Genomic DNA, 26,184 nt, shown 5'->3' on the forward strand with positions numbered 1-26,184 from the left:
AATCAGTTCACCGAGATGGCGCAGTCAAAGGTTTCCACCGGCAGCACTTCCGGCGCCCATGGCTGTTGCGAGGTCAGGCGCAGACGCCCGGTACCGGGGGCAAACGCCTGAAAGCGCCAGGTCGACAGACCCGCTGCACCGACCACGCCGGCATCTTCCGGATTGCTGTAGACCTCGGGGCTGAGCGCGCGCAGCACACCGCCAGCCGAGTCCTGAATGGCCCAGCGATAACCGGTGGTTGGATTGCTTGGCAGCATGACGATGAGGTTTTGCCCGTTGGTGAGCCGTACGGGGCATTCGCTTTGTTTTTCCACGGTCACGTTGTGTTTCGGTTGCGTGGCGCAGGCGGCCAGCAGCGAGAGGGCGAGGGGGAGAAACAGGCGAGTGGGGGACATAGGGTCAGCGGCTCCGGGCGTTCACGACGAACGGCGAGCATAACTGAAGATGAGACAAAGTGTGACAGTCTGGGGGTGAAGGTGACCGGGTTGACGCCATCGCGAGCAGGCTCACTCCTACAGTGGGTTGTGGCGTTCACAAATCAACTGTTCACCATAGAACCCTGTAGGAGTGAGCCTGCTCGCGATAGCGGTAGTCATGTCACCGCAGAACTGTCAGAACAGGATCTTCGCCACATCGGCAAATTTCTTAGCGAAATGCACAGTAATCCCTTCCTTCAGATAATCCGGCAATTCCTCGAAGTTACCGCGGTTCGGCTCCGGCAAAATCAGCTCAAAGATCTTCTGCCGCCGCGCCGCAATCACCTTCTCACGCACCCCGCCAATCGGCAGCACATGCCCGGTCAGCGTCAGTTCGCCGGTCATTGCCACGCCTTTTTTCGGTGGCTGGTTGCGCGCGAGGGAGAGCAGGGCGCTGGCCATGGTCACACCGGCGCTCGGGCCGTCCTTCGGTGTCGCGCCTTCCGGCACATGCAAGTGGACGAAGGCTTCGTCGAAGAACTTCGCATCGCCGCCGAACTGTTTCAAGTGCGAGCTGACGTAGCTGTAGGCGATCTCCGCCGACTCCTTCATCACATCACCCAGTTGCCCGGTGAGTTTGAAGCCACGGTTGAGCGTATGAATGCGCGTCGCTTCGATCGGCAACGTCGCGCCACCCATGCTGGTCCACGCCAGACCGGTAATCACACCGGTGCCGGACAGCACTTGTTCGTTGCGGAACACTGGATGACCCAGTGACGCTTCGAGGTCTTTCGGCCCGAGTTTGATCACCGCTTTCGGGTCGTCGATCAGCTTCATCACCGCTTTGCGCACCAGTTTGCCCATCTGTTTTTCCAGCTGACGCACGCCGGCTTCACGGGCGTAACCGTCGATCAGGGACTTGAGCGCGCTGTCGCTGATGCTCAGGCTGCCCTTGGACACGCCGGCCTTTTCCAGCAATTTCGGCCACAGGTGACGCTTGGCGATGGCGACTTTTTCTTCAGTGATGTAGCCCGACAGGCGAATCACTTCCATGCGGTCCAGCAGTGGGCCTGGGATCGAATCGAGGGTGTTGGCGGTGCAGACGAACAGGACTTTCGACAAGTCCATGCGCAGGTCGAGGTAATGGTCGAGGAATTCGACGTTCTGTTCCGGGTCGAGGGTTTCCAGCAGTGCCGAGGCCGGGTCGCCCTGGTAGCTCTGGCCCATCTTGTCGATCTCGTCGAGCATGATCACCGGGTTCATCACTTCGACGTCTTTCAACGCCTGCACCAGTTTGCCCGGTTGCGCGCCGATGTAGGTGCGGCGATGGCCCTTGATCTCGGCTTCGTCGCGCATGCCGCCGAGGCTGAAGCGGTAGAACGGTCGGCCAAGGGATTCGGCGATGGATTTGCCGACGCTGGTTTTACCCACGCCCGGCGGGCCGACCAGCAGCACGATGGAGCCGCTGATCTCACCTTTATAAGCACCGACGGCGAGGAATTCGAGGATGCGATCCTTGATGTCGTCGAGACCGGCGTGGTGTTTGTCGAGCACTTTGCGCGCGTGCTTGAGGTCGAGTTTGTCCTCGCCATACACGCCCCACGGCACCGAGGTCGCCCAGTCGAGGTAGTTGCGGGTGACCGCGTACTCCGGCGAGCCGGTTTCGAGGATCGACAGTTTGTTCATTTCCTCTTCAAGGCGTTTTTGTACCTGCGCCGGCAGGACTTTGCCTTCGAGGCGTTGTTCGAACTGTTCGAGGTCGGCGCTGCGGTCGTCTTTGGTCAGGCCGAGTTCCTGCTGGATGACCTTGAGTTGTTCCTTGAGGAAAAACTCGCGCTGATGCTCGCCGATCTTGCGGTTAACTTCCGCCGAGATCTCTTTTTGCAGGCGCGCGACTTCGACTTCCTTGCGCAGCATCGGCAGGACTTTTTCCATGCGCTTGAGCATCGGCACACAGTCGAGCACTTCTTGCAGCTCAGGGCCGGTGGCGGAGGTCAGCGCGGCGGCGAAGTCGGTCAGCGGCGACGGGTCGTTGGGGCTGAAGCGGTTGAGGTAGTTTTTCAGCTCTTCGCTGTACAGCGGGTTGAGCGGCAGCAGTTCCTTGATCGCGTTGATCAGCGCCATGCCGTAGGCCTTGACCTCGTCGGTCGGCTCGGTCGGCTGGTGCGGGTATTCGACTTCGACCAGGTACGGTGGGCGGTGGTGTTTGAGCCAGGTTTTGATGCGTACGCGGCTCAGGCCCTGGGCGACGAATTGTAGTTTGCCGTTCTCGCGGCTGGCGTGGTGGACTTTGACCAGAGTGCCGTATTCGGGCAGGGCGCCGGTGTTGAAGTGGCGCGGGTCTTCCTGGGGCGTGTCCATGAAGAACAGGGCCAGGGAGTGGTGGTCGGATTTGCTGACGAGGTCGAGGGTTTCGGCCCAGGGTTCTTCATTGACGATGACCGGCAGGACTTGGGCCGGGAAGAACGGGCGGTTGTGGATCGGGATGATGTAGACCTTGTCCGGCAGGTTCTGGCCTGGCAGGGCGAGGCCTTTGCCGGAGGAGGTGTGTTCGATGTGTTCGGCTTCGGTGTAGTCGTCGGGGTTTTCCGGGAATTCTTGCTGGTCGCTCATGGGGCACCTGCGCAATGGGGTATGGGTCTTAGATGGGGCAGGGTTTGGGTGGTTTCAATGGTGGGCGATGTTTCTGCTTGTGTGTTCAGGGTTTTGACAGGGGTCACGCTTTGGGCTTGGCGGCCTTTGGGCCGACCATGTTCTTGGGGTTTGTGTGTATATCCGTTTTTTGGGTGATGGCGGATTAAGGTTTCGCCCTTACGGCGAGTCACCTTTTCCAAACGCCGAAAAGGTAACCGAAAAGGCTTGCTCCTACGTGCGGCCCGCTCGCTGAGGCTCGGGGTTCCTTCGCTGCGGGATCGATCCGGGCGCAGCGCCTACGGTTTGCTTCGCTGCACCTCCTCTCGCTGTGTTTGGCTGCGCCAAACGGTCGCTGCGCTCCCACGCCCGGATCAATCCCTCCACTCAGCCTTCCGACGTCGCTCGTGGATCAAGATCAAGATCAAGATCAAGAGCAGGCGAGCTGACACTCGGCCTATTGAGTGGTGAAGAGCGGGTGTTTGGCTTTGGTTTTTTGGTGGGTTCGCCCCTCACCCCAGCCCTCTCCCGAGGGAGAGGGGGCCGGTTTTTGGGCTTTTCAGAATGTGAGTTCGGCTCGGTATTGCACGTCGGCGTGTCTATCCCAAACACCTCGGTCAGTCCCCTCTCCCTCCGGGAGAGGGTTAGGGTGAGGGGCTGTTGATTCCCGCTTTGAAGCTTAAGTTCGGCTCGGTATTGCACGTCGGCGTATCTCGCCCAAACACCTCGGTCAGTCCTCTCTCCCTCCGGGAGAGGGTTAGGGTGGGGGGCTGTTGATTCACGCTTTGAAGCTCAAGTTCGGCTCGGTATTGCACGTCGGCGTATCTCGCCCAAACACCTCGGTCAGTCCCCTCTCCCTCCGGGAGAGGGTTAGGGTGAGGGGCTTTTCAGTTGTGAGTGGGGGGGGATATTTCGTGGTTATCCAGTGCGCGATTCACGGCCAGTTCGGCGAGCATGATGATTTGCTGGGTCGCCAGGATGGTGCGTCGCTGCGGCAGTTCGATGTACGCGGCGATGTCGCTGGTCATGAGGCTGGCTTGGGCCAGGGATTCACAGGCGTGGACCAGCAGGCTTTCGTTGTCTTGGTCGGGGGCGACCTGGAACATGGTGCTGGGTTTGTGGAAGCGCAGGGTTAGGGCGTTGGGTTTGAGGTAGTGGTCGAGGGCGCGTTCGGCGGCCTCGTGGAATCTTTTTGAACCGGGGAATTCGTAGGGGGTGGTGTCGTCCGCTGCGGGCGGATTGGGGGTTGGTTTGATCATGGTGAAGCTCCGAATGATGAGTGGTGCTGTCACTCTCAATCGCCGCGACGCGACAAAGGGTGGCAGCTGTACGCAGGTTCGCGGACCGAGCCATTCGGCAATCTCGGCATACCCGAAGGTATCCCGCGCACAGCCACCATCAAACCAAACAACAAGCACCTGAGCGCTCCCGTTTGGGTCGGCGATTATGCATCAAATCGAATGAACTGCTCGGGCCGCGACGCCCGTTCGCTGAATTTGCAGCGACCCTCAGAGCCTATCCACCCAATTTCCGAGGCACAACCGACGCGACTTGTGGGAAAAACTCCGTTCAATCACCAGCATTTGTAGGACGAGCACACTTCCCACAGCCAACCCATTCCACCCTGTAGGAGCTGCCGAAGGCTGCGATCTTTTGATCTGGCTTTTAAAAGTCAAAGTCAAAAGATCGCAGCCTTCGGCAGCTCCTACATGGATATGTGGTGCACAAAAAAGGCGATGTCCCTTGCGGGGCATCGCCTTTGTTTTACCGCCGTTGAAACTTATTCCGGCAGTTTGTAGGCAATGATGTAGTCGCCCATTTTAGTGCCCAGCGAGCCGTGACCGCCGACAACCAGCAGCACGTATTGCTTGCCGTCCTTGCCGGTGTAGGTCATCGGCGTCGCTTGACCACCCGCCGGCAGACGCGATTTCCACAGCTCTTTACCGCTGTTCACGTCGTACGCGCGCAGGTATTGGTCGAGGGTGCCGCTGAGGAAGCCGACGCCGCCAGCCGTGACCATCGAGCCGCCCATGCTAGGCACGCCCAGGGTGAAGCCGATCGGGATTGGCGAGCTGTCGCGGCTGGTGCCGTTTTTGCGTTTCCACACGACTTTGCCGGTGGTCAGGTCGATACCGGCAACGTAGCCCCAGGACGGGGCCTGGCACGGTACGCCGAGTGGCGACATGAACGGGTGCATGATCACGGCGTATGGCGCGCCAGTGTTCGGTTGCACGCCAGCGGTTTCGCTTTCGCGTTTGCTGTCGGCGGCGACTTGCTCGCGTGGCACCATTTTCGAAACGAAGGCCATGTAGTTCGGGCTGGTGAACAGCATTTGGCGAACCGGATCGACCGAGACGCCGCCCCAGTTGAACACGCCCACGTTACCCGGGTAGATCAGGCTGCCCTGTTCCGACGGCGGGGTGTACTGGCCTTCATAACGCAGTTCTTTGAACTGGATGCGGCACAGCATCTGGTCGAACGGGCTCGCGCCCCACATGGCTTTTTCGGTCAGTTCCGGCGCCAGCAGGTTGAGGTCCGAACGGGCCTGGGTCGGTGCGGTGTGGTCGCCTTTCACGGCGCCCTGCGGAACCGGGATTTCCTTGATCGGAATGATCGGCGTGCCGTCACGACGGTCGAGGACGTACAGGCTGCCCTGTTTGGTCGGGGCGATCAGCGCCGGTTTCACGCCGTCGGCGGTTTTCATGTCGAGCAGGGTTGGCTGGCTGCCAACGTCCATGTCCCACAGGTCGTGGTGGGTGAACTGGTAGTTCCAGCGCACTTTACCGGTGGCCAGGTCCAGGGCTACGACGCCGGCGCTGAATTTCTCGGCGCCCGGGGTGCGGTCTGCGCCCCACTGGTCTGGAGTCTGGTTGCCCAGTGGCAGGTAAACCATGCCGAGTTTTTCGTCGACACTGGCCAGCGACCACATGTTCGCCGAGTTGCGGCTGTAGGTTTCGCCCGGCGCCAGAGGCTCGGTAGCGTCTGGCTTGTCGCTGTCCCAGTTCCATACGAGGTGACCGTCGCGCACGTCGAAAGCGCGGATCACGCCCGATGGCTCGTTGGTCGATTCGTTGTCGGTGACGTGACCGCCCATGATCACCAGATCACGAGTAATCGCGGCCGGCGAGGTGGAGTAGTAGCCACCAGCGGTGAACGGGCCGATGCCTTGGGTCAGGTCAACCACGCCGTTTTTGCCGAAGCCTTCGCAGATTTTGCCGGTGTCGGCGTTCAGCGCGATCAGACGGGCATCAGCGGTTGGCAGGTACAGACGACGCGGGCAGGCCTGAGCAACGGCTTTGCCGGCTTCGGAAATCACCGCGGAGGCTGCGTTTTCAGTTTTGGCGTACGCGGCTTCGTCGTAGTACGACACGCCACGGCAGGTCATGTGGGCGAAGCCTTTGAAGCCGACCGGGCTCTTGATCTGCGGGTCGAAGCGCCACAGTTCTTTGCCGGTGTCCGGATCCAGGGCCAACACTTTGCTGTGCGCGGTGCAGGCGTAGACCATGCCGTTGGCTTTCAGCGGGGTGTTTTCGTTGGTCAGCTCGACCGGGTCATCCGCCGTTGGCAGGTCGCCGGTCTGGATGCGCCAGGCTTCTTGCAGCTTGCCGACGTTGGCCGGGGTGATCTGTTTCAGCGGCGAATAACGGTCACCGAATTCGGTGCGGCCGTAGGCCTGCCAGTCGCCATCGGGCATCGCTGGTGCGGTGCTGCTGGTGTCGGCGGTGTCGCGGCCCAGTTCGCCGAAGGTTTCGCCCGGGTGGGTGAACAGGCTGATCAGCGCGGTGAGGCCGGCCAGAACCACGGCCACGGTCAGACCGCGAGTGCCCATCGGCGCAGGGCCGTTAAGCAGCAGCGGACGACGGAACCACGGCAGCAACATCACGAAGCCGAGGACGAACCACAGGGCCAGACGTGGCACCAGTTGCCACCAGTCCAGACCGACTTCCCACAGCGCCCAAACGGTGCTGGCGAACAGAACGATGGCGTACAGGCCCAGTGCCGCGCGACGGCGCATCAGCAACAGGATGCCGCTCAGCGCAATGCCGATACCGGCCAGCAGGTAATACAACGAGCCGCCGAGCATGCTCAGCTTGACCCCTCCGGCCAACATGGCCAGGCCCATCAGTAGAAGCAGAATGCCGAGCAGGCTCGGTAGCAAACGGCCCCGACTCGAAGCACTTTCGGTGCTCATAGTGTGATTCTCCGTGACGTTTATGTAGTCCCGCGCTGTAGTCACTTTAGATGACGATTTGGCACAGGCATGGTTCAGATAAAAACTTGTCTAGCTAACGAAATTCATTTGTAGGAGTGAGCCTGCTCGCGATAGCGGTGTGTCAGTCTCTGGAGATGTCGCCTGAAACACCGCCATCGCGAGCAGGCTCACTCCTACATTTGATCCGTGGTGTGCTTTAGAACGAGGACTGGATCTTGATCCCGCCGATCAGGGCGTCGTCGACGTCGTTCACGCCACCGGGGTGGCGGATGTATTGCAGGTTCGGGCGTACGGTCAGCCAGTTGGTCACATGCACGCCGTAATACAGCTCGGCGCTGTATTCGGTGTCTTGTGGCGGCAGGAACGACGGGTCGTCGTAGTCATACACGGCGTTGGCGCGGTTATGGGCTTCGGCGTTTTTGCGGTAGGCCGGGTTGACGTGCACGCGGGCGAGGGCGAAGCCGATGTCGTCCTTGGCGCGCGCATCGAACGGGCCTTTGTAGGTGATGCCGGCCTGCACGTAGTTGTCGATCGCGTTGGTTTTCTTGTCGTGCATCGTGCCATTGGCAAACACGCTCAAGCCGCGACTGTTGTCGCTGGCGACGCTGGTGATTTGCTGCTGAATGCCCAGCCACACCCCGTGTTTGCTCGACGCGCTGCGGTAGGCTTCGCCGCTGAGGGCCGCCGGTTGGCCGTTCTGATCTTTATAAGCGTCAGTGGCTTTGGCGTTGCTGTAGTAGTAACCGGCGCGATATTCACCCGGCAGGCCGTTGAGCTTCGGTGTCCACACCAGTTCGATCGGCAGGATCGCGCCCTGAGTGCCGCTGCCGCTTAGCTTGAAGCCATTGCCGCGATCGAGGTTCGACGGGTTCTGCTCGTAGGCGCCGACCTGTGCGTACAACTCGGGGGTCAGGTGATATTTGACGCGCAGCGCCCATTGGCTGACCGGCCAGTTGTACCAGATGCCGCCGACCCAGTTGCCGACCTGCGAGCCGCAGAACGCCAGGTTCTGGAAGTCGCACGGGAAGCTGTTGAAATCTTCGCCTTCGCCGAAACGGCCGACCTTGATGTCGAGTTTCTGATCGAAGAACTTCTGCTGGTACCACATCTGCGTCAGGCGTGTGGTCTGGCCACGGCCCCAGACTTCCTGGGCCGAGGTGAAACCACCGACACGCGGATCGTTGATGCGGTCGTTGCTGATGTTGTTGCCGCTGCGCTTGGTGATGGTCAGTTGAAACTCGGCGTCGTCCCAGCCGAGGATCTTTTGCAGGTCCAGGTGCGTGCCCAGACCGAACTGATCGCTGTAACGCGCGGTGCGGTCATGGTCATAGCCACCGTGCAGGTTGCTGCCCATTTCGCCGGTGTAATCGAGCTTGAAGTCGTAGCCTTTTTCCGAGAGTTCGGTGCGCGTGCCGTTCCAGTCACCGAGCATGTACGGTGATTCACTGTCGAACGCGGGCGCCGCTTGTGCGCAGGTGGCGAGACCTAGCGCAGTGCAGCTGCCAAGGGTGCGCAGGGCTGAGATAGCGCTGTCTCGGGAGAAGGAAAAATCGGGCATGGATAAGTCTTTTTTTGGTGTTTTCGGGGGTGCAATTCGTGCGCTTCAATATGTCGCAGGCAGTGAAGCGATTCAGCGGAAGGGCGGCAGGATAATGATCTGTAACAAAAAGACAAAGGCCTTTTGCAGACATGCAGCATTTCGCAATCGGTAACAGTCCCTGTAGGAGCTGCCGAAGGCTGCGATCTTTTGACCTTGACCTACATTTGAAGGAAGCCCTTCCACCGAACCACCCCCTCGGCTAAGGTGCGCGGCTTCTGCATTTTCACTTCGCCCAAAGGCCTGGCATGAACGACCAAACCCCCGATCCGCTGCACGGCGTCACCCTCGAACAGATCCTCAACGCACTGGTGACCCATTACGAATGGTCGGGGCTGGCCGAGCGCATCGATATTCGCTGCTTCAAGAGCGACCCGAGCATCAAGTCGAGCCTGACGTTCCTGCGTAAAACCCCGTGGGCGCGGGAGAAGGTCGAGCGCCTGTACGTGAAGCTGATGCGCACCAAGCGACCGCTTTGAGATGGACGCCGTGTGGCGCCATCGCCTGATCACCTGCGCGGCCGTATTGGGCTGGGCGGGGTTGGGCATTCAGCTGTATCTGATTTTCTTCGCGCGCTTGAGTGTTGGCGCCAGCCTGTTGGGCGGGCTGGTGAGCTTTTTCAGTTACTTCACGATTTTGACCAATACGCTGGTGGCGACGGTGCTGACCTGTGCCGTGACCGCGCGCGAATCCGCTGCGCGCCGCTGGTTTTTGCAGCCGTGGGTGAGTAGCGGGATTGCCGTGAGCATTGCTGTGGTCGGACTGGCCTACAGCATTCTGCTGCGGCATTTGTGGCATCCCGAAGGTTGGCAATTTGTCGCCGATGAACTGCTGCACGACGTGATGCCGCTGCTGTTTCTGGGCTATTGGTGGGCGTGCGTGCCCAAGGGCACTTTGCGCTGGTGGCATCTGCCGGTGTGGCTGATTTATCCGCTGGCGTATTTCATCTACGCGTTGTTGCGCGGGCATTTGCTCGGCGCGTATGCATATCCGTTTATTGACGTGGCGGTGTTGGGTTATCCACAGGTGCTGATCAATGCCGGGGGGATATTGCTGGGGTTTGTGGGGATTGGCTTGGTGGTCATTGGTCTCGACCGCTGGAGATTTGCACGAAGTTAAAGCACTTGTAGGAGTGAGCCTGCTCGCGATGGCGGTGGAACAGTTACAAATTTATTGACTGACACTCCGCTATCGCGAGCAGGCTCACTCCTACAAGGGATATCACTCTTTTTCAGGAGTGCCTTCGGCGCGCCAGTAACCGACCGCTTTGATGAGCTGCTCATCGAGCCCATGCTCATCAATCAGCACCCGGCGAATCTGCCGCGAGACTTTCGTTTCGGTCGCCACCCACGCATACAGATTGCCCTTGGGCACCTGCAATTGCTTCACCGTCGCCAGCAGGTTGTCCTTGCTGCCTTCGCGCAACACCCAGATCACATTGACCTGCGCCGGACTCTCCAGCACTTGCTGCTCGGCGCCGTTCTCCACTTCGATCACCACCAGCGCCTTGCGATTGGCCGCCAGGCCTTCGAGGCGGCGGGCGATGGCGGGCAGGGCAGTTTCATCGCCGATCAGCAAATAGCTGTCGAAGATGTCCGGCACGATCATCGAGCCGCGCGGGCCACCGATGTGCAGGAATTGCCCGGGTTGCGCTTGCTCGGCCCAGGTCGACGCCGGGCCGTCACCGTGCAGAACAAAATCGATGTCCAGTTCCAGCGCATCGAGGTCGTAACGACGCGGGGTGTAGTCGCGCATTTCCGGCATCGGCCCGTTGTCCTTGCCAGCGCCGAGCACCATGGTCTCCAGCGCGGCCGTTTGTTCGGCGTTCTGCGGGAACAGCAGCTTGACGTGATCGTCCGTGCCCAGGCTGACGAACCCGGCCAGCTCCGGCCCGCCGAGGGTGATACGGCGCATGCGCGGGGTCAGGTCGACCACGCGCAAGACTTCAAGCTTGCGGCGTTTGATTTCGTGCATCACGCGGTGAATGGTTTGGGTATCGACTGCGGTCATTCGGCTTTCTCCTGGGCAAATTGAACGGCAGGGCCGTCGACAATGGCTTTGGCGGTGTCGTTGAGCAGGTCACGCACGCGCAGGATTTCGTCGGCGCTCCAGCGCCCGTGGTGCATTTGCAAGGCATGGCGCAGGTTATGCACGGCTTCATGGATTTCTGGTGGGCGATCATGGCCTCGCAGCGAGCGTTTACTGACTTCGATGCGCATGCGCACACCGTCCAGTGCCACGGCTTGTTCAGTTAAAGACAGACGCCCGGCGTCGGTGACGCTGTAGCGTTTTTTACCGCCTTCGGCGTCACCGGCAACCAGGTCGCTTTCTTCCAGAAAGGTCAGGGTCGGGTAAATCACACCGGGGCTCGGGCTGTAGGCGCCATCGAACATGCCTTCAATCTGGCGGATCAGGTCATAGCCGTGGCACGGCTGTTCGGCAATCAGCGCCAGCAGTAATAATTTCAGGTCGCCTGGAGCGAACACGCGGGGGCCGCGACCGCCGCGTTCGCGGCCGGGGCGTTTCTCGAAGCCGTCACGAGCGTCGCTGTGTTCGCGGTGGGGGGCATGATGGTCTCTCATTTTTTCCTTCTCTCTCGTCGTTCTTAGATACAACTTAAGATATATCTTTAGGCCTGCGCAAGGCTTTCTGACCGACGGCTGCCTTCCATCAATCGAATTTTCAGGCATCCCTGCGCGCGAATGATCAAAAAAAAGCGGTATTAAATCGCCCGCTAAAAGTGCAGTTTAGTGCTAACTCTCTAATAGCCGATGACGGCCTTTATTATCAGGAGAGTGTGGTATCGGTCTTACGGAAGTTGCTTTAAAAGTTGGCGCGCCAAGACAGGTTGCTGGCGCGCTGTAGTCTCTCTCTTACAGTTGAACTTGAATTTTTCAGAAATTAACGGTTTTTTCTTTCTGGGGTGATGGCCGCCAGGCTACAAGTTCCTCGGAAGTTGCCTGCTTACTTTAAATATGAATTGCTTGATGATTGTCTGGCGTTGCAAGTTGAGGGTGGACACACCTCGTTCGTGGACGTTTCGTTCGCCAGACACTTTCAATGAATAAACCAATTTATATATGACAGGTATTGAATGATGCTCAAGAAACTCGCTTTTGCCGCTCCTCTGACCGTACTGGCCATGAGTGCTTCCATCGCGTTCGCCGCCACCGAAGCAAAACATTCGATCAGTCTGGTTGCGCATGTGCCTGCCGACGATTTCTATGCGGTACCGGTCGATGCCGATCTGGTCAACAAGGATCAGGACATGAGCTACAACCCGTCGACTGCTTCGATGCGTGAGGTCAATGGTCATTTCGACGTGCTGCACACGGCCGGCAAGGTCCACGCTCGCTTGGAAAGCGTGCCGAAGCTTATCGCCGGCAGCCAGAGCATCGATCTCAAGGTCGAACTCAATGGCAAGACGCTGACCACCACGTCCCAGGAAGTGGTCGGTGATGCAGAGTCCAATACACGCTACCGCGCACCGTTCAAAATCAGTGCGCCAGGCGCCAAGCCAACCGCTGGCGATTACACCGGCGTGGTCATGCTGGTCGTAGAACCTTCGGTTTGATCGCTACAGGCAGCAACTAACGCTTACTTGTCCAAGTAACGTAACCGGCCGGCAACTTGTCTGTTGTCCGGTCGGGCTTTTACTTTCCGGTAACCAGAGTATTCGTTCATGTTTCCGATGACGCCCATCGCGGCTGCGCTTGCGTTGCTGTCATGCACCAGCGTACTGGCGGCGCCCGCACCAGTTGATAACACCCCACGAAGCTTACTGGCGCAGGCAAAAGGTTTGCCGGCAGACTTTGAAGAGCACTTTTTTGATGTTCCATTGGCGGTTCGGGTGGAACTTGATAGACAGCCGTTGGGCGAGGCAATGATTGTATTGTCGCGCGATGATCGTATTACCTTGCTCGACTTTACCGACACCAGCGACAGTCGTTTCAGCGCCAGTGAGCGTGAAACCTGGGCGAGCATTCTCAAACCCGGAGTCGCCTTGGGGGCGTGTAGCGGACAATGCCCCGAGCAATTGCTGGCGGTGCATTACAACCTGGAAAACTCCTTGCTCTCGATTGCCACGGAAAATGCCGAGCGCGATCTGCAGACCCAGCGCTTTCACGATCAGCCCGAGGGCGGCAGCAGTGGACTGATCCTGCGCAACCAACTCAACTTCAACGGCGGTCAGGACCAGGATCCGGGTGGCCGGCTAGGCTTGGAGGCCAGTGGCAGCCTCGGTAACTGGAGTCAGACCTTCAACATGCAATTGGCGCGTCTCGGCGGGCCGGACGACAAGACCTATCACGCAATACATGAGCTTTATACCCAGCGCGAACTGCAGGGCAGTTTTTTCCGCTTGGGTTATTTCACCCCCAATTCCGAAGGCCTGACCCGTCAACCGCGTTCATTCGGTACCAGTCCCGACACGGCGGTGGGCGTGATGTACGGCAGTTCCGACAGCCTTGCGGTGGACAGTCCCCGGCCAAGTGTTTATCCGATCTATGTCACGGCCAACCGGCAGGCGTCAGTGGAAATCTATCGCGATGGCCTGCTGATCAATACCCAGGCGGTTCCCGCAGGCCTGCAGACACTTGATACCCGGCCCCTGCCTGGCGGTATCTACGAAGTGGAAGTGCGTTTGATCGAAGACGGTCAGACGACCTCGACCACTCAGGAGCTGATCTACAAACCCGTCAACTGGAGCAACCTCGACGACCGCTGGCGCTACAACCTGTTCGCCGGCCAGGAAAGCAGACTGCTCAGTAACTGGGAAGAGCAGGACAGCGGCGACATGACCGCCGGCGCCTCGATCAATTATCTGCTGCATCCGCGGGTGATTCTCGGACTGTCGGCGCGCCAGGTACGCGCAAAACTGCAATACGGCAGCTCGATCGACTGGAGTGTCGCGGACAACACCAGTTTTTACGCCAATCTTTATCAGACCGAGGATCACGGCACCGGCGTTGATTTGCAGGGGTTATACAACTACGGCGCCGGGAGTCTGGTGATCAGCCACAATCGCAGTTGGCTCGACACCCGCAATACCTACGACACGCTACCCGACGGTACGCGTGTACGCCAACGCAACGTCTTCACCGGCGAGACCAGCAATTCGTCGCTGGCGCTCAGTCACCGGATCAGCCGCAAAAACTCGCTGAGTGCGCGGGTGTCCCACAGCGAGGGCAATGTTGAAGGGGTCGGCGCCGATCTGGGCTGGTCGCAGCGTACCGAACTATTCGGCAGCGACGCCAATTGGCGGCTGTCGTTGTTTGATCGACCGGGCAGTTACAGCAGTGGCGATGCACGCAATCGCGGCGTCGACCTTAGTGTCAGCATGGCGTTGGGCGGGGCAGGCCAGCAAATATCCGGCAGCATCGGCAGCCGCACCGCGCGCGATGGCAGCCGTGACAACAATGCCTCGGTGGGTTATCGCAAGGACCTGCAAGACCATGTACTGCAAAGTGTGTCGGTGACGGCGCTGACCGACACTTATGGTGTCGGCCTGGCCAGCCTGGCGAACTTTCGCACCGACACGCTCAATGGCGACGGCTTCCTGCAGCGCTCTTCTTACAACGGCAACTTCACCGGTGGGGTAAACCTCGACAGCACCGTGGTGATTGGCGCCCGACAGCTGGTGATGACCAGCCAGCACCATGGGCGCGGCGCGGGCATGATCGTCGATGTCGAGTCGGACATTGCCGGCATATCCCTGCGCGCCGACGATCTCAGTGGCGGCAGCGCGGCTCTGCACCCCGGACGCAACTTCATACCGCTCACTGCCTACCGCAATAGTTCGGTGAGCTTCGACTTTGACGGCAATCACGTCCCGGCGGCGAGTATCGAACCGTCGCGTACCCGTTATCACCTGAACAAGGGCGGCGTGGAGTACCGCAAGGTGCGCGTGATGAAAACCCTGACCGTACTTGGTCGCCTCGTCGACCCACAAGGACGGCCGCTCAAGGGGCATCACGTGATCAATCACGCCAGCCGTGGCGTCAGCGAAGTCGACGGGTTTTTCTCGATGGAGATGCATGCCGGCTCGCCCACCCTGCAAGTGCGCTACGCCGACCAGTTGTTGTGTCAATTCCGTCTTGATGTCGACAGGCATCGTAGTGAAAACAACGTGTTGATGATCGGAGATCTGCGCTGCTCGCCGGACACGTTGGCCGAGGCCAGCATCAGTCAGCAGAAGGCCGGCTGATGACTCCAGTATTGATCCTTCACAGAGTGCAATCATGACCCTGAATATTTTTTCGCCGCGATGGCGGTACCGTGGCTCACTGCTGGGGTTGCTGGCGATGTTGACGTCACCTTCGGCGGGAGCGGTGACCCAGGAAATCAAGGCGTTGTTCACGCCTGACTCCTCCAATCCGCAACGTAATGAGTTCGTCAACAAGACGCCGCCCAGTGGTTACTGTGAGTACTACCCCGATATATGTGCCAGGAGCAATATTTTCAGTATCCGCCTGATGACACGCGTCGAGTCGAACAAAGCCATGCAGGCCAATGCTGATTCACGTAACAGTGCCATGTTCAAGGCGCCGGCAGGGTGGCGGTCGTTGTTGGTCACGAATGTGGATACCGGAGACGTCAAGCGTGTCGAAGTACGTATTGCTGGCATCAGTTCCAATTATGAGTTGAGTGATACAGCTGCCAAATTAACCGGCGCCTCGAACGCAGAGGATGGGCACACTGCGTTATGGAAAGGCTCGAGCTGGGTGAATCCGGCACCTCCCTGTCAAACCACCGGGGTCGGTTTTTTTTCGGAGAAAACCTACGCTTTTTTCTGGTTAACCCCAAACGAAAGCCCCTGCGTGAAAGTCGCCAACTTTCCAATCCCTGCCATGAGCTACACCTATCTGGATTTTGCCTACGAACTGCGTACGCCAAATCCATTGGACATGTCGTCGGGGAATTACACCGGGAGCTTGAGTTATCGCCTTGGCCCTGGGGCAGACTTCGACTTCGGCGACGTCATGATTCCGAATGACCCTGAATTGACCCTCGATTTCAATCTTGAGGTTCAGCACACCCTGAAAGTCGAAATCCCCCCCGGTGGCGAGAAAATCCAGCTGGTGCCCGTCGGCGGCTGGCAGAGCTGGCTGCACGCCGGGCGGCGGCCGGTCAGCCTGTTCCGCGATCAGACCTTCAACATCTGGGCGTCGTCACGTTTCAAGATGTTTATAGGTTGCGGGCCCGGATTTAATGGCGAATGCGCACTGGAAGATTCCGAGGTTAACCGACGGGTCGAACTGTTCGTTTTTGTCAGCCTGCCCAATGGCATAACCGATCTTTCCGGCCAACCTGTGAGGCGCGTGCGACTGAAGCCGGGCGCAGGGAATGAGCAGTATTTCAAACCCGGCTTCTATGTGGATCGGGCACCGGGAACCCTGCATTTCGAAGTCCCGCCGCATTCGATGGCAAACATGCTAAGGCCCGGTGAAGGCAGAGGCGGCAGCTATTCCGGTGTTGTCGTGGTGTATTGGGATTCGGATATCTGATGGGCTGTGTATCGGTGAGTCGAGCCAGCACTGTGTTCAACGACCAAGGAAGCAAGGTGATGAAACGTTTGTTGTTATTAATTGGGTTGAGCGGGTTTTCCCTCGGTCTTCATGCCGGGCCGCAGATCAACGTCGGTACGGTGTACGACTACCTCGACGGCGATAAAAGCACCTACCTGAAACGGGTGTTCAACAGCGGTGACAGCACTGCATTCGTCAAGGTCAACATCCTCGAAATCGTCTATGAGGCCGACGGTACGTCGCGGGAAATCGAGGTCGGAAACCAGGCGGACATGGCCAGTCGTGATGGCCTGATGGCCAGCCCCGCACGGCTGATCGTGCCGGCCAATGGCATGCAGGGCACACGCCTTCTGCTGATGGGCGCGCGTGACACCGAGCGCTATTTCCGTGTGCGCTTCATCCCGGTGGTGCCGGAAAAGGAAGATGAATTCGCAGTCTCCGCCGAAGAGCGTGACGAATACAAAAACAACTTGTCTGCCGGGGTCAACGTCATGACCGGTTTCGGTACGGTGTTCTTTGTGCGCCCGAAAAACAGCCGATTCGACAGCGTGATCGAAGATGCGCCAACGACGTATCGAGTGCGTAACAACGGCAACACTGTGGTGGTGGTCGATGAGTTTCGCAATTGTGCCCTGAAGGACGAAAACGCCTGCGAGCCGACCACCAAACACCACATCCGCGCTGGTAACAGTTTCGAATTCGACAAGAAGCCCGGACGCGAATATCGCTTCAATCTGGTCGAGGGCGACAGCAAAAAGACTTTGCGCGTCGCCGGCAACTCATCACGGGATGACCTGAGATGATCAAGCAATCGTTCATTGCCTTGTGCGCGGGCGTTCTGACGTTGTTCAGTGCCGGGCTATTTGCGGCGCGCGAGGAGCACCGGTTCCAGGTGTCGGTGGACATTCCGACGCTGGGTTTTTACGTCATACCGGCCGAGACGGACTGGATTCATCGCGCGCAGATTCTGCCGTGGAATGTCAGTACGAAAACCCTGGGCGGCGTGCGCAAGCACTTTGATGTCAGGCATGACACCAGTGCGATCGAGGCCCGGCTGGACAGTGAACCCTACCTGTCCAATGGCCGTGACGAGCAAAACATCTATTTGCGTGTCAGCTTTGCCGGTACCGTGCTGACTCATGCGACGCCGCGTCAGGTGCTTTCCGCCGAGCAGGCCAGGGCCGGAGGGCGTTACGTGCTGGATATTCAGCCGATCGTGCCCGCCGGTGGCTACAAGCCGGGAAATTATTACGGCAACGTGCACCTGATATTCAATGCGGCGGCGCCCTGAGTTCGCAGGTCTGTCCGGTTTCAATGAACAGACCCAGGACTTTTACGTCGGAATCAAAGTCCGGCGCGCTTCAATGCTTCACGGGTCAAACGTCGCGCGAGCTCCTTTTCGTCATCGCCCAGATCGATCAGTAAACGGTCGAATACCGCGTCGCTGATGGGGGCTTCGTCAAACACCACGGTCGGCGGCACCGATAATTCGTTGATCAATGCGTTGAGTTGCTCCCGAAGCGTTGCGCGATCGTCGTCCGAGGTTGATTCAACCCATTGGCGCTGGGTTTCGCGCAGGCTTTCAAGCCGTTCATATCTGGCTTGATACAGACGTTTATTGCTTTCGCTGCGCACCGGGTATTTGTCGCTCAGGTATTGCGTCCAGAAATCGAGTTCGAGCATCGCGTTTACCAGGCCGTCACCTTCACCCAGCGCCAGTACGGTGTCATACGCCTGATCAATCATCGCGTCCGAGACGCCGGACACCTGTCGGTAAAGCATGCCTTCGGACTGCCAGGGCAGACCGAGGCGTTTGGCCAGTCCCGTCTGATACGCCAGGTAGATTTCAACGTCATCGGGGTTGCCGCCACGGCTCGCGACGTCGGCCCGGGCAATCTCGTTGACATGCTCCAGTCGCGCCGCACCTTGTGCCAGTGTCACCAGTTTCAGCTCAAGCTCTGCCGGACCGATGGAGTAGGCACGTGCTTCGAAAGCCAGGACGTTGATGCCCATATGGTTGAACAGCTGCGCTCCGGCATCGGCGCAGTCAACCGGTGCGACCACCATGGTGAAGAGTTTTTCCCGCAGACGAGTGTCAACGTGCACGGCGTCGAGCATGCGCCAGACGCGTTGCATCAGTTGATCGCGAACGGCCCCTCCGGCGCGGTAATCGGCAAAGTCCCGAACACTGAGCAAGGTCGCCATGAACGGCTGGGCGGCGGGCTCTTCGACCAGTTCGGCCCAAGGTGTCTCGCGGTTTACGCCCCAGCCTGGAACGTCGCCCCAGTAATCGGCGCCGTAGGTCGAGACGATCGAGGTGTTTTCCGCATGACCAAGCGGTATGAGAGGCTCGGGAGGCAGGGCCATCGAGCGACGGTGTGCCTGATAGCGCAACTGGTTGATTTCCGACAACCCGGCGACGTCGAGTCGCGTGCGTGCCACCAGCCATTGCGCATCGGACCCCGTCGCGACTTCAGGCAATCGGGAAAGCGGATTGTCGCGCAAGTCGAGGAGAAAACCACGCGGGCGGGGCTTGGCCAGCGTTCCTTCGGGCCAGGCGGTCAGCCCGGTATTTCTCAGTGTGATCACCTTGAGGCGAGGCATGCGTGTGAGGTCGGGCGACAAATTCAATGGATTGTTGTCAAGTTTCAACACTTCCAGATAAGTCAGGCTGCGCAGGCGCGCGACGGCGGCGGGATCCAGGACGATCTGGTTATCGCTCAAGCGAAGGCGCTCGAGCCGACGCACCGAAGAACCTATCTGGTCTGGCAAACGTGTCAGGCCACAACCTTTGGCACTGAGCTCGATCAGGTGCGGGAAGTCTTTGAGCAGGCTGGACGGGTCAGTGGCAAACCGTGTGTTGTCGAGTTTCAGCACGGTGACTTTGTCGAGGAATTTCTTCAAAACCGGCCGCTTTGCCCACCAGGTCTGCAGGTCCAGTGGCAGCATTTCCCGCGAGAGGTCGAGGGTGTAAGACGTGGGATCTGCGCGGTTGCCGAGGTCCTCATTCTTGCGTTCGAAACAGTCGAGCAGACGCTCATAAATATGCAGCCCGCCATCGTCGCGAAAGCTCTGACTATGCGGCCCCCAGGTCTCCGGTTGCTGGTAACGCCAGCGATGAACGATATTGCGCAGCTCATCGAGATCCTTTGCCTGAGTTTCAATGGCTTTGAGCGGTTCGCCTTGCTCGGTCAGGGCTTCAGCAAATACGTTGACTTCATGCGGGCTGAAATGCGGGTGCAGATCCTCGATGCGCTCCTGCAGGGTGACGGCATTTTTGGTCAAGCCTGCGCCACGCACCAGAAACAATGTGTCGTATTCAGCCACCGGGCGTATCGGTGGGCTGGCGAGCAGCGTGCGGCGCTCACTCAGCGCCGTGGTCTTGGCGAGAATCCACTGTTTGAAGGGTTCAATCTCGCTCGGCCGGTAACCCAGGACACTGCCGCCGTCCTTGTCGATGGCGTGAAGGATCGATTCATACAGACCACTCGTGTCGTGGATGGGACGATTTTCGCCATCGCGCACTTGGTAGCGGTCTGTCGCGAGCCGCACCAGCACTCGAACCTGTTCGGCTGAATCGCTACCGGCGCTGCAGCGTAACTCGCCATCGAAAGCGCCATCACGGATCTCGATCCGCAGGGCTCCAAAAGTGTCGCTGTAGTGGCGCAAGGTCCCGAGAATCAGACGCTCGCTGTCGACGTTGCTCAGCGTTTCGAGCTGCAAGCCCTGGGCGGCCCTGACCGATTGCAGTTCGAATTGCACCTCGCGCGCCAATGTTCTCAAGCGCAGCGGCAAACGACGGCGCAGGGCAATCTGCTGCAACTCCATCGGCCGCGCCTGGGTAATGACACGTTCTGCAAGGACGGACGTGAGTTGCGGACAATCCACCAACACTTGTCGGGCGGGTAGCGACGGTGCTGGTGCGACCTCATCTGGCGCCATACCCAGGTGTATCAGGGTGTCGAGCAACAAGGGCGGAGGTGGAGTGTTTTCAACATGCATGCGACGCAGCGTGTTCTCTTCGGTGCCGGTAAACAGACGAATCTGTTCCAGTTGCGTATCGCTTGAACCTTCAGTGCCATGGACGACCCGGCGCATCAGTTGCGTAGCGGACCACTGTCGCGGGTTTTCCGTTTCGCAGACCCAGGCGCCACGGGCGTTGTGCACGAGAGCAGGCGAGTAGGCGCGGGGCCGCTGCGGGTGGCGAATGCGATGCTGGCCGGTAAGCCGATCCTGCTTTACTTCAAACAGATGCTTATCGAGCCGCAGCAGCTGTTTGTCGCCCACCGAATGCAACCCTTGTGCATCGGGCGTTACGGTTGTCGGCAGGGCCTGATCGGGCAAGCGATAGGGCGTCAGGTCAGGATTCCACAAGCGCGTCTGGCCGTCCGCCAGTTGCACCGGCTTCATGCCCTCGATGAACGGCGACAACTTGAACCGGGCGACATGACCGAGGGTGGCTCCGGCGGCGAACGCACCCAACTGAACAACGCTTTCGAGTATGCCGATCGCTTGCTCACCCGCCTCGGCAAAGTGTCCTTCGGCCATATCCACCACTCCTTCGAATGCGCCATCAAGCAATTGATAGGTGGTGTAAGCCAGCATCAGCTCGCCCACAAAGGGTACGAACGGTGTTACCACCAGCAGTGCTACGTTGAAAATGTCCGAGAGCAGTTTCTCCAGATTGTCCCACCAGGCCCAGCGCGCCATTTGATCGGCGTAGGCGGTGGAAATCGCAATCTCTGCAGCGTCACCAAGGATTTTGTTGAGCTTTTGGCGATACAGATAACCCCATAGATCACCGTTGAAACGAGTCTCGCGATCATCCCGGAACCGCAACAGGCTGAATTGCAGATTGGGGTTGTCCACCGGTGTATCGCGCCAGCTCGGTGCGTTGGAACCTGGCGATGCGGGTTGCCATTTAACCCGGCTCAGGCGGTCGTTCAAACGTGAAAAGAAATGCCCACGCTGTTGCTGATTGACGAACTGGCTGAAGAACGTCTGATAGCTTGCCGGCGAGGACTTGTTGCGCAATTGCCGGGTGAGCTCGCTCATGAATTCGAGCGCCGAGGCGTATTGCTTGAACGGATGTTCAGGGTCGTGGGGAACGTAGGCAATTATCGGGACAGGAGCTTTCGCGCTGCCTGCATCAGGGATGATGAGGACAATCCCGGTCAACGTCACGTCCATCAGGGCAAGGTTGTAATAATCGACCGGTTGACCGTTCCATTGCAGGTTGCGGCGGTCATCCAGCATGCCTTTGACAACGTGGTAGGCATCCTCGCTGAGGTCTTTTTTAATCAGCGCCATACGGGCGGCAACATTCATCGCGGACTTTTGGCTGAGCACGACTTTGTGTCGTAAAACCTGCTTTGCAACGCCATCGGACGGCAGTAGAAATGCATGCAAATGCTTTTCGTAGCGAGCACCGAGATCCAGTTCCCGACACAGTGACTTGAATTGTTCGACCGTCAGTTTGTGTTTAAGTGGCTTAACGCTGAAATGCCCATTGGCGTCAGGGCGAGTAATGAACTCCGAGTCCTTGCTGAAGACTTCGTTACGGGAAAAATTATGCAGCGCAGCATCCAGCAGAGAGACGGTGCGGCTTTTCGTTCCGGCAGCGAAGTCATGCGTCCACCATGATGTATTCACTGGCGCATACAAGCGCAGCCAGGTGTGCTCGACGTCATCCTCGACAGCAAAGCGCTGCTTAAGCGCCTCCTGCAACAAGGGTTTGGCAAAGGCGTAGACGTCTTGCAGGTTGCTCAGTGCGCTATCGACGCCGTTCTGGCTTTTCCAGGCCAGTTGCAGGTCGTTTTTCAGGCGCTGGTGATCCCGGGTCGAAGCCTCTCGATGCCACTGTGCAAGGGTCGCGCGGGTATTTTTCAACTGCTTGATGCGCGCCGCATTACTGCTCAGCAGCCAGGCTGGAAGGGCTTTTTCGATTGTCTCGTAATGAACGCTGGCATCGGCAGGCGCCAGCGTTGAGGGTGCGGGCGGTCGCCCAGGCAAGGGAATGAGGGGCATTGAGGTGATCGTCCTTGATCAGAATGGGACAATCAGACTAGGCAACAACACTCACCTGAAAAAGCGCAAAAAACTGTTTGGAACTGCACTGAATTCGATGTCTGGCGTCGAAAATCAAGGTGTGAAAAATACAATGTTATCGCCACGGCGCAAGCGTTCTGTGCATCAACGCGCTGCGGTGACCTCCGGCGTCTGGCACATCGTGTGCGTGCCCGGTTGCAAGTACGGTGACAGGATCGGCGCCATACCCTTGAGCACCTGCACCGGCAGTGCCGAGGTGAATTTGAAGTTTTCCGCCGAGCGCCCAGGCACGAAGGCGGTCAACGTGCCGAAATGATTGTTGCCGATGTAGAACACAAAGGTCGCAGTGCGGTTGATGGATTTCGAGCTGAGAATGCGTCCGCCGGAACCTATGGCTTCGATGCGGTTGTCACCCGTCCCGGTCTTGCCACCCATGACCAGTGGCGTGCCGTCGGCGATTTTGAAACTGCCGGAAACACGTTTCGCCGTGCCTGAATCCACCACTTGCGAGAGCGCCTCGCGCATGGCCGTGGCGACTTCCGATGGCATCACTCGTTTGCCGACGTGGGGGTCGTTGGTCAAGCGTGTTTCGTACGGGGTGTCTGCGGCAAAGTGCAGGCTGTCGATACGCAGCGTCGGCATGCGTACGCCGTCGTTGAGGATGGTGCCGATCAGTTCGGCCAATGCCGCAGGGCGATCGCCAGAGCTACCGATCGCAGTCGCCAGCGATGGTACGAGATGGTCGAACGGATAGCCGACCTTCTGCCAGCGCTGGTGAATCTCCAGGAACGCTTCGATCTCGAGCATGGTGCGGATACGACTGTCGCGGGCGCCTTTGTGCTTGCTCTTGAACAGCCAGCTGTAGACTTCCTGACGCTCGAACTGGCTGGCCTTGACGATTTGGCTGAACGTCGCGTCGGGGTTGTGCAGCAAGTAGCCCATCAACCACAGGTCGAGAGGGTGAACCTTGGCGATGAAGCCTTGATCCGGCAGGTCGTAGCTGCCGGGGCCATAGGAATCGTAGAGGCGGATCAGGCGATCGTCGGTGAGTTTTTCATTGAGCCTGGCGCCTTTGAGGTGCGCGCGCACGAAGGTATTGAAGTCTTCCTGACTGGCATCTGGCAACAGATAACGGTGCACGGCGGCCATGCGGATCGGCGTTGGACGCATGCTGTCGAGGAAAGTATCAAGCCGTGCCTGGGTGTCCTTGTTTTTGTATTTCTTCCAGAATTTGAGCAGGAACGAGGTGCCTTCGCGGTCGGCGAAACTGGCCAGGTATTCCTGACGGCGCGGGTCACGATCATCCTTGAGCAATTCGGCGCTGCTGTTGGGGCCGGAGTAGGTGACGTAGCGCACCACATCGCGCATCAGGCGAATGAACGGCAAGTTGATCGATTCACGAAGCGCATCGCGCAGCGTCGGTATGCGACCGTTGTCCTCCTTGCGAAAGTTGTGAAACACGTGCAAACCGCCACCGGTGAAAAACGCCTCGCCAGGGCTGGCGGAATATTTGCGATCCAGCGCCGCGCCGAGCATTTTCGACAGGTCGCGATCCTTGTTTTGCACCAGGTAATCGATGACCCACTGGCTCAGGCGATCCTGATCGGGGATTTCGACTTTCTTCAGCTCCGGTACCGACATGCCGCCATATTTGTCGTGCAGTTCGGAGATGATTTGCAGATAAGTGGTCAGCACCCGCATCTTCGCCGTTGAGCCGAGTTCCAGCTTGCTGCCTTCGTTGATGTCGAACGGCTGGTCGGTACTGTCAGTCTGGATGCGCACCCGCGAGCCGTCCGGGGTCAGCTCGAACAGGGTGAAACTGTAACGCACCTGGGTCGTGCTGGTCGGGGTGAGCAGGCGCTCGCCCATCAAGCCGATCTGCGCGGCGAAGGCCGGGTCGGCAAGTTTTTTCAGGTACTCGGTGGCCTGGGTCTGCAAGTCGCCTTGCAAGGTACTGGTGGCCGACAGATCGAGGCGGTCCAGGTCGTACAGCGGTCGGTTGAGCATGCTCGCCAGACGGCTGCGGGCGACGCTGATGCCTTTATTGGTTTCGATAGGCTGGATGGTCGGTTGGGTCTGCCAGTCGCGGTAGGTGACTTTGCTGGCCAGTGCTGCATCGGCCACTGCGGCATCGATCACGCCGTTCTGCTTGAGCAGGCGCAAGTGGCTGTCGGTGAGGTCGGCGAGTTCTTCACGGCCCTTGGTCAGGTAATGTGAAGGGCGCCGCTGGGCGATCATCAGCGAAAGCATTTCGCGCAAGGCCAGGCCTTTGTCGGCCATGGATTGCGGATCGGTGGCCGGGCTGTTCAGTTGCTCGTTGGCCTTGGTGAAATCACTGCCGTACCAGACCCGCAAGCCTTCCGCCATGCCGTGCACTTCACCGTGCCCCGGCACCGCCGACAATGGCACGCTGTTGAGGTAATCGCGGACGATGTTCTGCCGTGCGCCGAGGGTTTGCGGGCCAGGCTGATAGGCGCGCACGCTGGCGGAAATCATCTGGCGGATTTTCTCCGCACCGGACACCGTCAGACCCTCCGGTGAGTGGCGGTATTTTTCCAGTTGCGTCGCCAGCGTACTGCCGCCAGCCGACTGACCGGGCAGGTGTAGTAATTTCGCCACCTGCGACCACGCAGCCATGCCGAAGCGGGGCCAATCCACTGCCGGATTGGCGCGGGGCTGTTTGGGGTCGAGCAGGAAGCGGTTTTCAATGAACAACAGACTGCTGACGACCACGGGTGGTATCGCCGCGAAGCTGGGATACAGCTGCTGCGGATAGTTGTATTTGTACAGCGGCGCAGCGCGGCAATCAGTGATGGTCAGGCCAGCCTGGATTTTTTCCGAATACGGCACGAACAGACCTTTGTCGGTGTAGCTGAGCAAGGCCGGAGAAAAACGCGTTTGCTCGCTGATCACGTAACTGCGCTTGAGCAGGCGCGGCAGGAATTCATCGAGAGAGCTGTAGCCCAGACGTAAATCGAACGGACCATTGCCGGGGTAACGGATCGCTTCACTGGGACCTGGTTCCAGCTTGTAGGTCAGCGAAGAAGCGTACTTGCTGACTTCAGCGGACTGGAAGCGCGAGGTGCGCATTTCTTTGGACGCAGCCAGTCCTGCCACGATCGCGATAATCAACAGCAACAACCAGAATGCCTTCCAGCCATGCCGAGGGCGGCGTGGTTTATCGGGGACAGGCGCTTGATCCACACGTTCAGTCGGAACCACGGTTTTACTCGAATCGGTTTGCCACAAAGCGCCCATAGTCGATTGATCCATCCACACAGATTGATCGGACTTGTCTGAAGCTTAGACGGTGGTTGGCGCTGGTGAAAAAATTGTGAAGGGTTGGGGGAGGGGAAGTGCTGAACAAATCTGGAAGTCGAGCAGATGGCTTTGAGGTTTGGAGATTTGTGGCGAGGGGATTTATCCCCGTTCGGCTGCGTAGCAGACGCAAAACCAGTCACCGCGGTGTGTCAGACAATCTGCAGTGACTGGTTTTGGGACCGCTTCGCAGCCCATCGGGGATAAATCCCCTCACCACAGGGGCAATGTGAGTCAGAGAGTTCTGAGTTAGAGCCTTTGCAGGATCAATTGCACTTAGGCAGGGGCATGACGGTGCACCAATGCTGTGCAATACTCGCCGCCTTTTTCAGCGGTGAAAATTCCTGCGAAACCCAGGGAATGCCTCTCCGTAAACCGGGCTTTTGCCGAGAGTTGTCGCTGAATGTTGTGGTTTATAGAGTGAAAAATCCTGCC

At 58.9% G+C, this 26,184-nt stretch carries 16 protein-coding genes; 7 read left to right on the forward strand and 9 right to left on the reverse strand.

The window, feature by feature from the left end; all coding sequences use genetic code 11:
- Positions 1–2: 2 nt before the first annotated feature.
- The 5 genes from ACIPIZ_RS19860 to ACIPIZ_RS19880 all read right to left on the reverse strand — a co-directional run bounded on the left by ACIPIZ_RS19860 (position 3) and on the right by ACIPIZ_RS19880 (position 8,818).
- Positions 3–395 carry a protease inhibitor I42 family protein gene (locus ACIPIZ_RS19860; RefSeq protein WP_064392034.1) on the reverse strand — a complete coding sequence of 131 codons (393 nt, stop codon included), beginning with the start codon at positions 393–395 and terminating at the stop codon, positions 3–5.
- Between the two features lie 216 nt (positions 396–611).
- Complete coding sequence (gene lon / locus ACIPIZ_RS19865; RefSeq protein WP_401166894.1) at positions 612–3,029, reverse strand: endopeptidase La; 2,418 nt, start codon at positions 3,027–3,029, stop codon at positions 612–614.
- Between the two features lie 905 nt (positions 3,030–3,934).
- A complete protein-coding gene (locus tag ACIPIZ_RS19870) occupies positions 3,935–4,306 on the reverse strand; it encodes a DUF6124 family protein (RefSeq protein WP_401166897.1) in 372 nt (123 codons plus the stop codon).
- 521 nt (positions 4,307–4,827) lie between these two features.
- Complete coding sequence (locus ACIPIZ_RS19875; protein WP_401166899.1) at positions 4,828–7,239, reverse strand: glucose/quinate/shikimate family membrane-bound PQQ-dependent dehydrogenase; 2,412 nt, start codon at positions 7,237–7,239, stop codon at positions 4,828–4,830.
- Positions 7,240–7,456: 217 nt separating this feature from the next.
- Positions 7,457–8,818 (reverse strand): carbohydrate porin, encoded by a 1,362-nt coding sequence (locus tag ACIPIZ_RS19880; RefSeq protein WP_401166902.1) that lies wholly within the window; start codon positions 8,816–8,818, stop codon positions 7,457–7,459.
- Positions 8,819–9,105: 287 nt separating this feature from the next.
- Between ACIPIZ_RS19880 and ACIPIZ_RS19885 the strand changes: the two genes are divergently transcribed.
- Positions 9,106–9,336 (forward strand): VF530 family DNA-binding protein, encoded by a 231-nt coding sequence (locus ACIPIZ_RS19885; RefSeq protein ID WP_008088485.1) that lies wholly within the window; start codon positions 9,106–9,108, stop codon positions 9,334–9,336.
- Between the two features lies 1 nt (position 9,337).
- Positions 9,338–9,976: a Pr6Pr family membrane protein gene (locus ACIPIZ_RS19890; protein ID WP_122854051.1), complete on the forward strand. Its 639-nt coding sequence runs from the start codon at positions 9,338–9,340 to the stop codon at positions 9,974–9,976.
- Between the two features lie 102 nt (positions 9,977–10,078).
- Here the strand turns inward: ACIPIZ_RS19890 and ACIPIZ_RS19895 are convergent, their stop codons facing one another.
- Together ACIPIZ_RS19895 and ACIPIZ_RS19900 are read right to left on the reverse strand one after the other, a co-directional pair.
- Complete coding sequence (locus ACIPIZ_RS19895) at positions 10,079–10,867, reverse strand: siderophore-interacting protein (protein ID WP_401166905.1); 789 nt, start codon at positions 10,865–10,867, stop codon at positions 10,079–10,081.
- Positions 10,864–11,439: a PadR family transcriptional regulator gene (locus ACIPIZ_RS19900; protein ID WP_401166907.1), complete on the reverse strand. Its 576-nt coding sequence runs from the start codon at positions 11,437–11,439 to the stop codon at positions 10,864–10,866. Before ACIPIZ_RS19900 ends, ACIPIZ_RS19895 begins: the two co-directional genes overlap by 4 nt.
- 515 nt (positions 11,440–11,954) lie before the next feature.
- Between ACIPIZ_RS19900 and ACIPIZ_RS19905 the strand changes: the two genes are divergently transcribed.
- From ACIPIZ_RS19905 to ACIPIZ_RS19925, 5 genes are all read left to right on the forward strand, one after another.
- Complete coding sequence (locus ACIPIZ_RS19905; protein ID WP_177430993.1) at positions 11,955–12,431, forward strand: CS1 type fimbrial major subunit; 477 nt, start codon at positions 11,955–11,957, stop codon at positions 12,429–12,431.
- Positions 12,432–12,539: 108 nt separating this feature from the next.
- On the forward strand, positions 12,540–15,062 hold the full coding sequence (locus tag ACIPIZ_RS19910; RefSeq protein ID WP_401166910.1) for a CS1-pili formation C-terminal domain-containing protein: 2,523 nt from the start codon (positions 12,540–12,542) through the stop codon (positions 15,060–15,062).
- A 34-nt stretch (positions 15,063–15,096) separates the two neighbouring features.
- Complete coding sequence (locus ACIPIZ_RS19915; RefSeq protein ID WP_401166912.1) at positions 15,097–16,362, forward strand: hypothetical protein; 1,266 nt, start codon at positions 15,097–15,099, stop codon at positions 16,360–16,362.
- Between the two features lie 59 nt (positions 16,363–16,421).
- Entirely contained in the window at positions 16,422–17,186 is a 765-nt protein-coding gene (locus ACIPIZ_RS19920) for a molecular chaperone (RefSeq protein WP_401166915.1), read from the forward strand.
- A complete protein-coding gene (locus tag ACIPIZ_RS19925; RefSeq protein ID WP_122662960.1) occupies positions 17,183–17,674 on the forward strand; it encodes a CS1 type fimbrial major subunit in 492 nt (163 codons plus the stop codon). Before ACIPIZ_RS19920 ends, ACIPIZ_RS19925 begins: the two co-directional genes overlap by 4 nt.
- A 53-nt stretch (positions 17,675–17,727) precedes the next feature.
- On the opposite strand, the gene ACIPIZ_RS19930 is transcribed toward ACIPIZ_RS19925, so the two are convergent.
- Both ACIPIZ_RS19930 and ACIPIZ_RS19935 read right to left on the reverse strand, forming a co-directional pair.
- Positions 17,728–22,410 carry a dermonecrotic toxin domain-containing protein gene (locus tag ACIPIZ_RS19930; RefSeq protein WP_401166918.1) on the reverse strand — a complete coding sequence of 1,561 codons (4,683 nt, stop codon included), beginning with the start codon at positions 22,408–22,410 and terminating at the stop codon, positions 17,728–17,730.
- Between the two features lie 165 nt (positions 22,411–22,575).
- A complete protein-coding gene (locus ACIPIZ_RS19935; RefSeq protein ID WP_122662956.1) occupies positions 22,576–25,689 on the reverse strand; it encodes a transglycosylase domain-containing protein in 3,114 nt (1,037 codons plus the stop codon).
- Positions 25,690–26,184 lie beyond the last annotated feature (495 nt).

Origin of the sequence: Pseudomonas sp. NPDC087690 (genome assembly GCF_044743175.1) — a bacterium.
In the GTDB taxonomy this organism is placed as follows: domain Bacteria; phylum Pseudomonadota; class Gammaproteobacteria; order Pseudomonadales; family Pseudomonadaceae; genus Aquipseudomonas.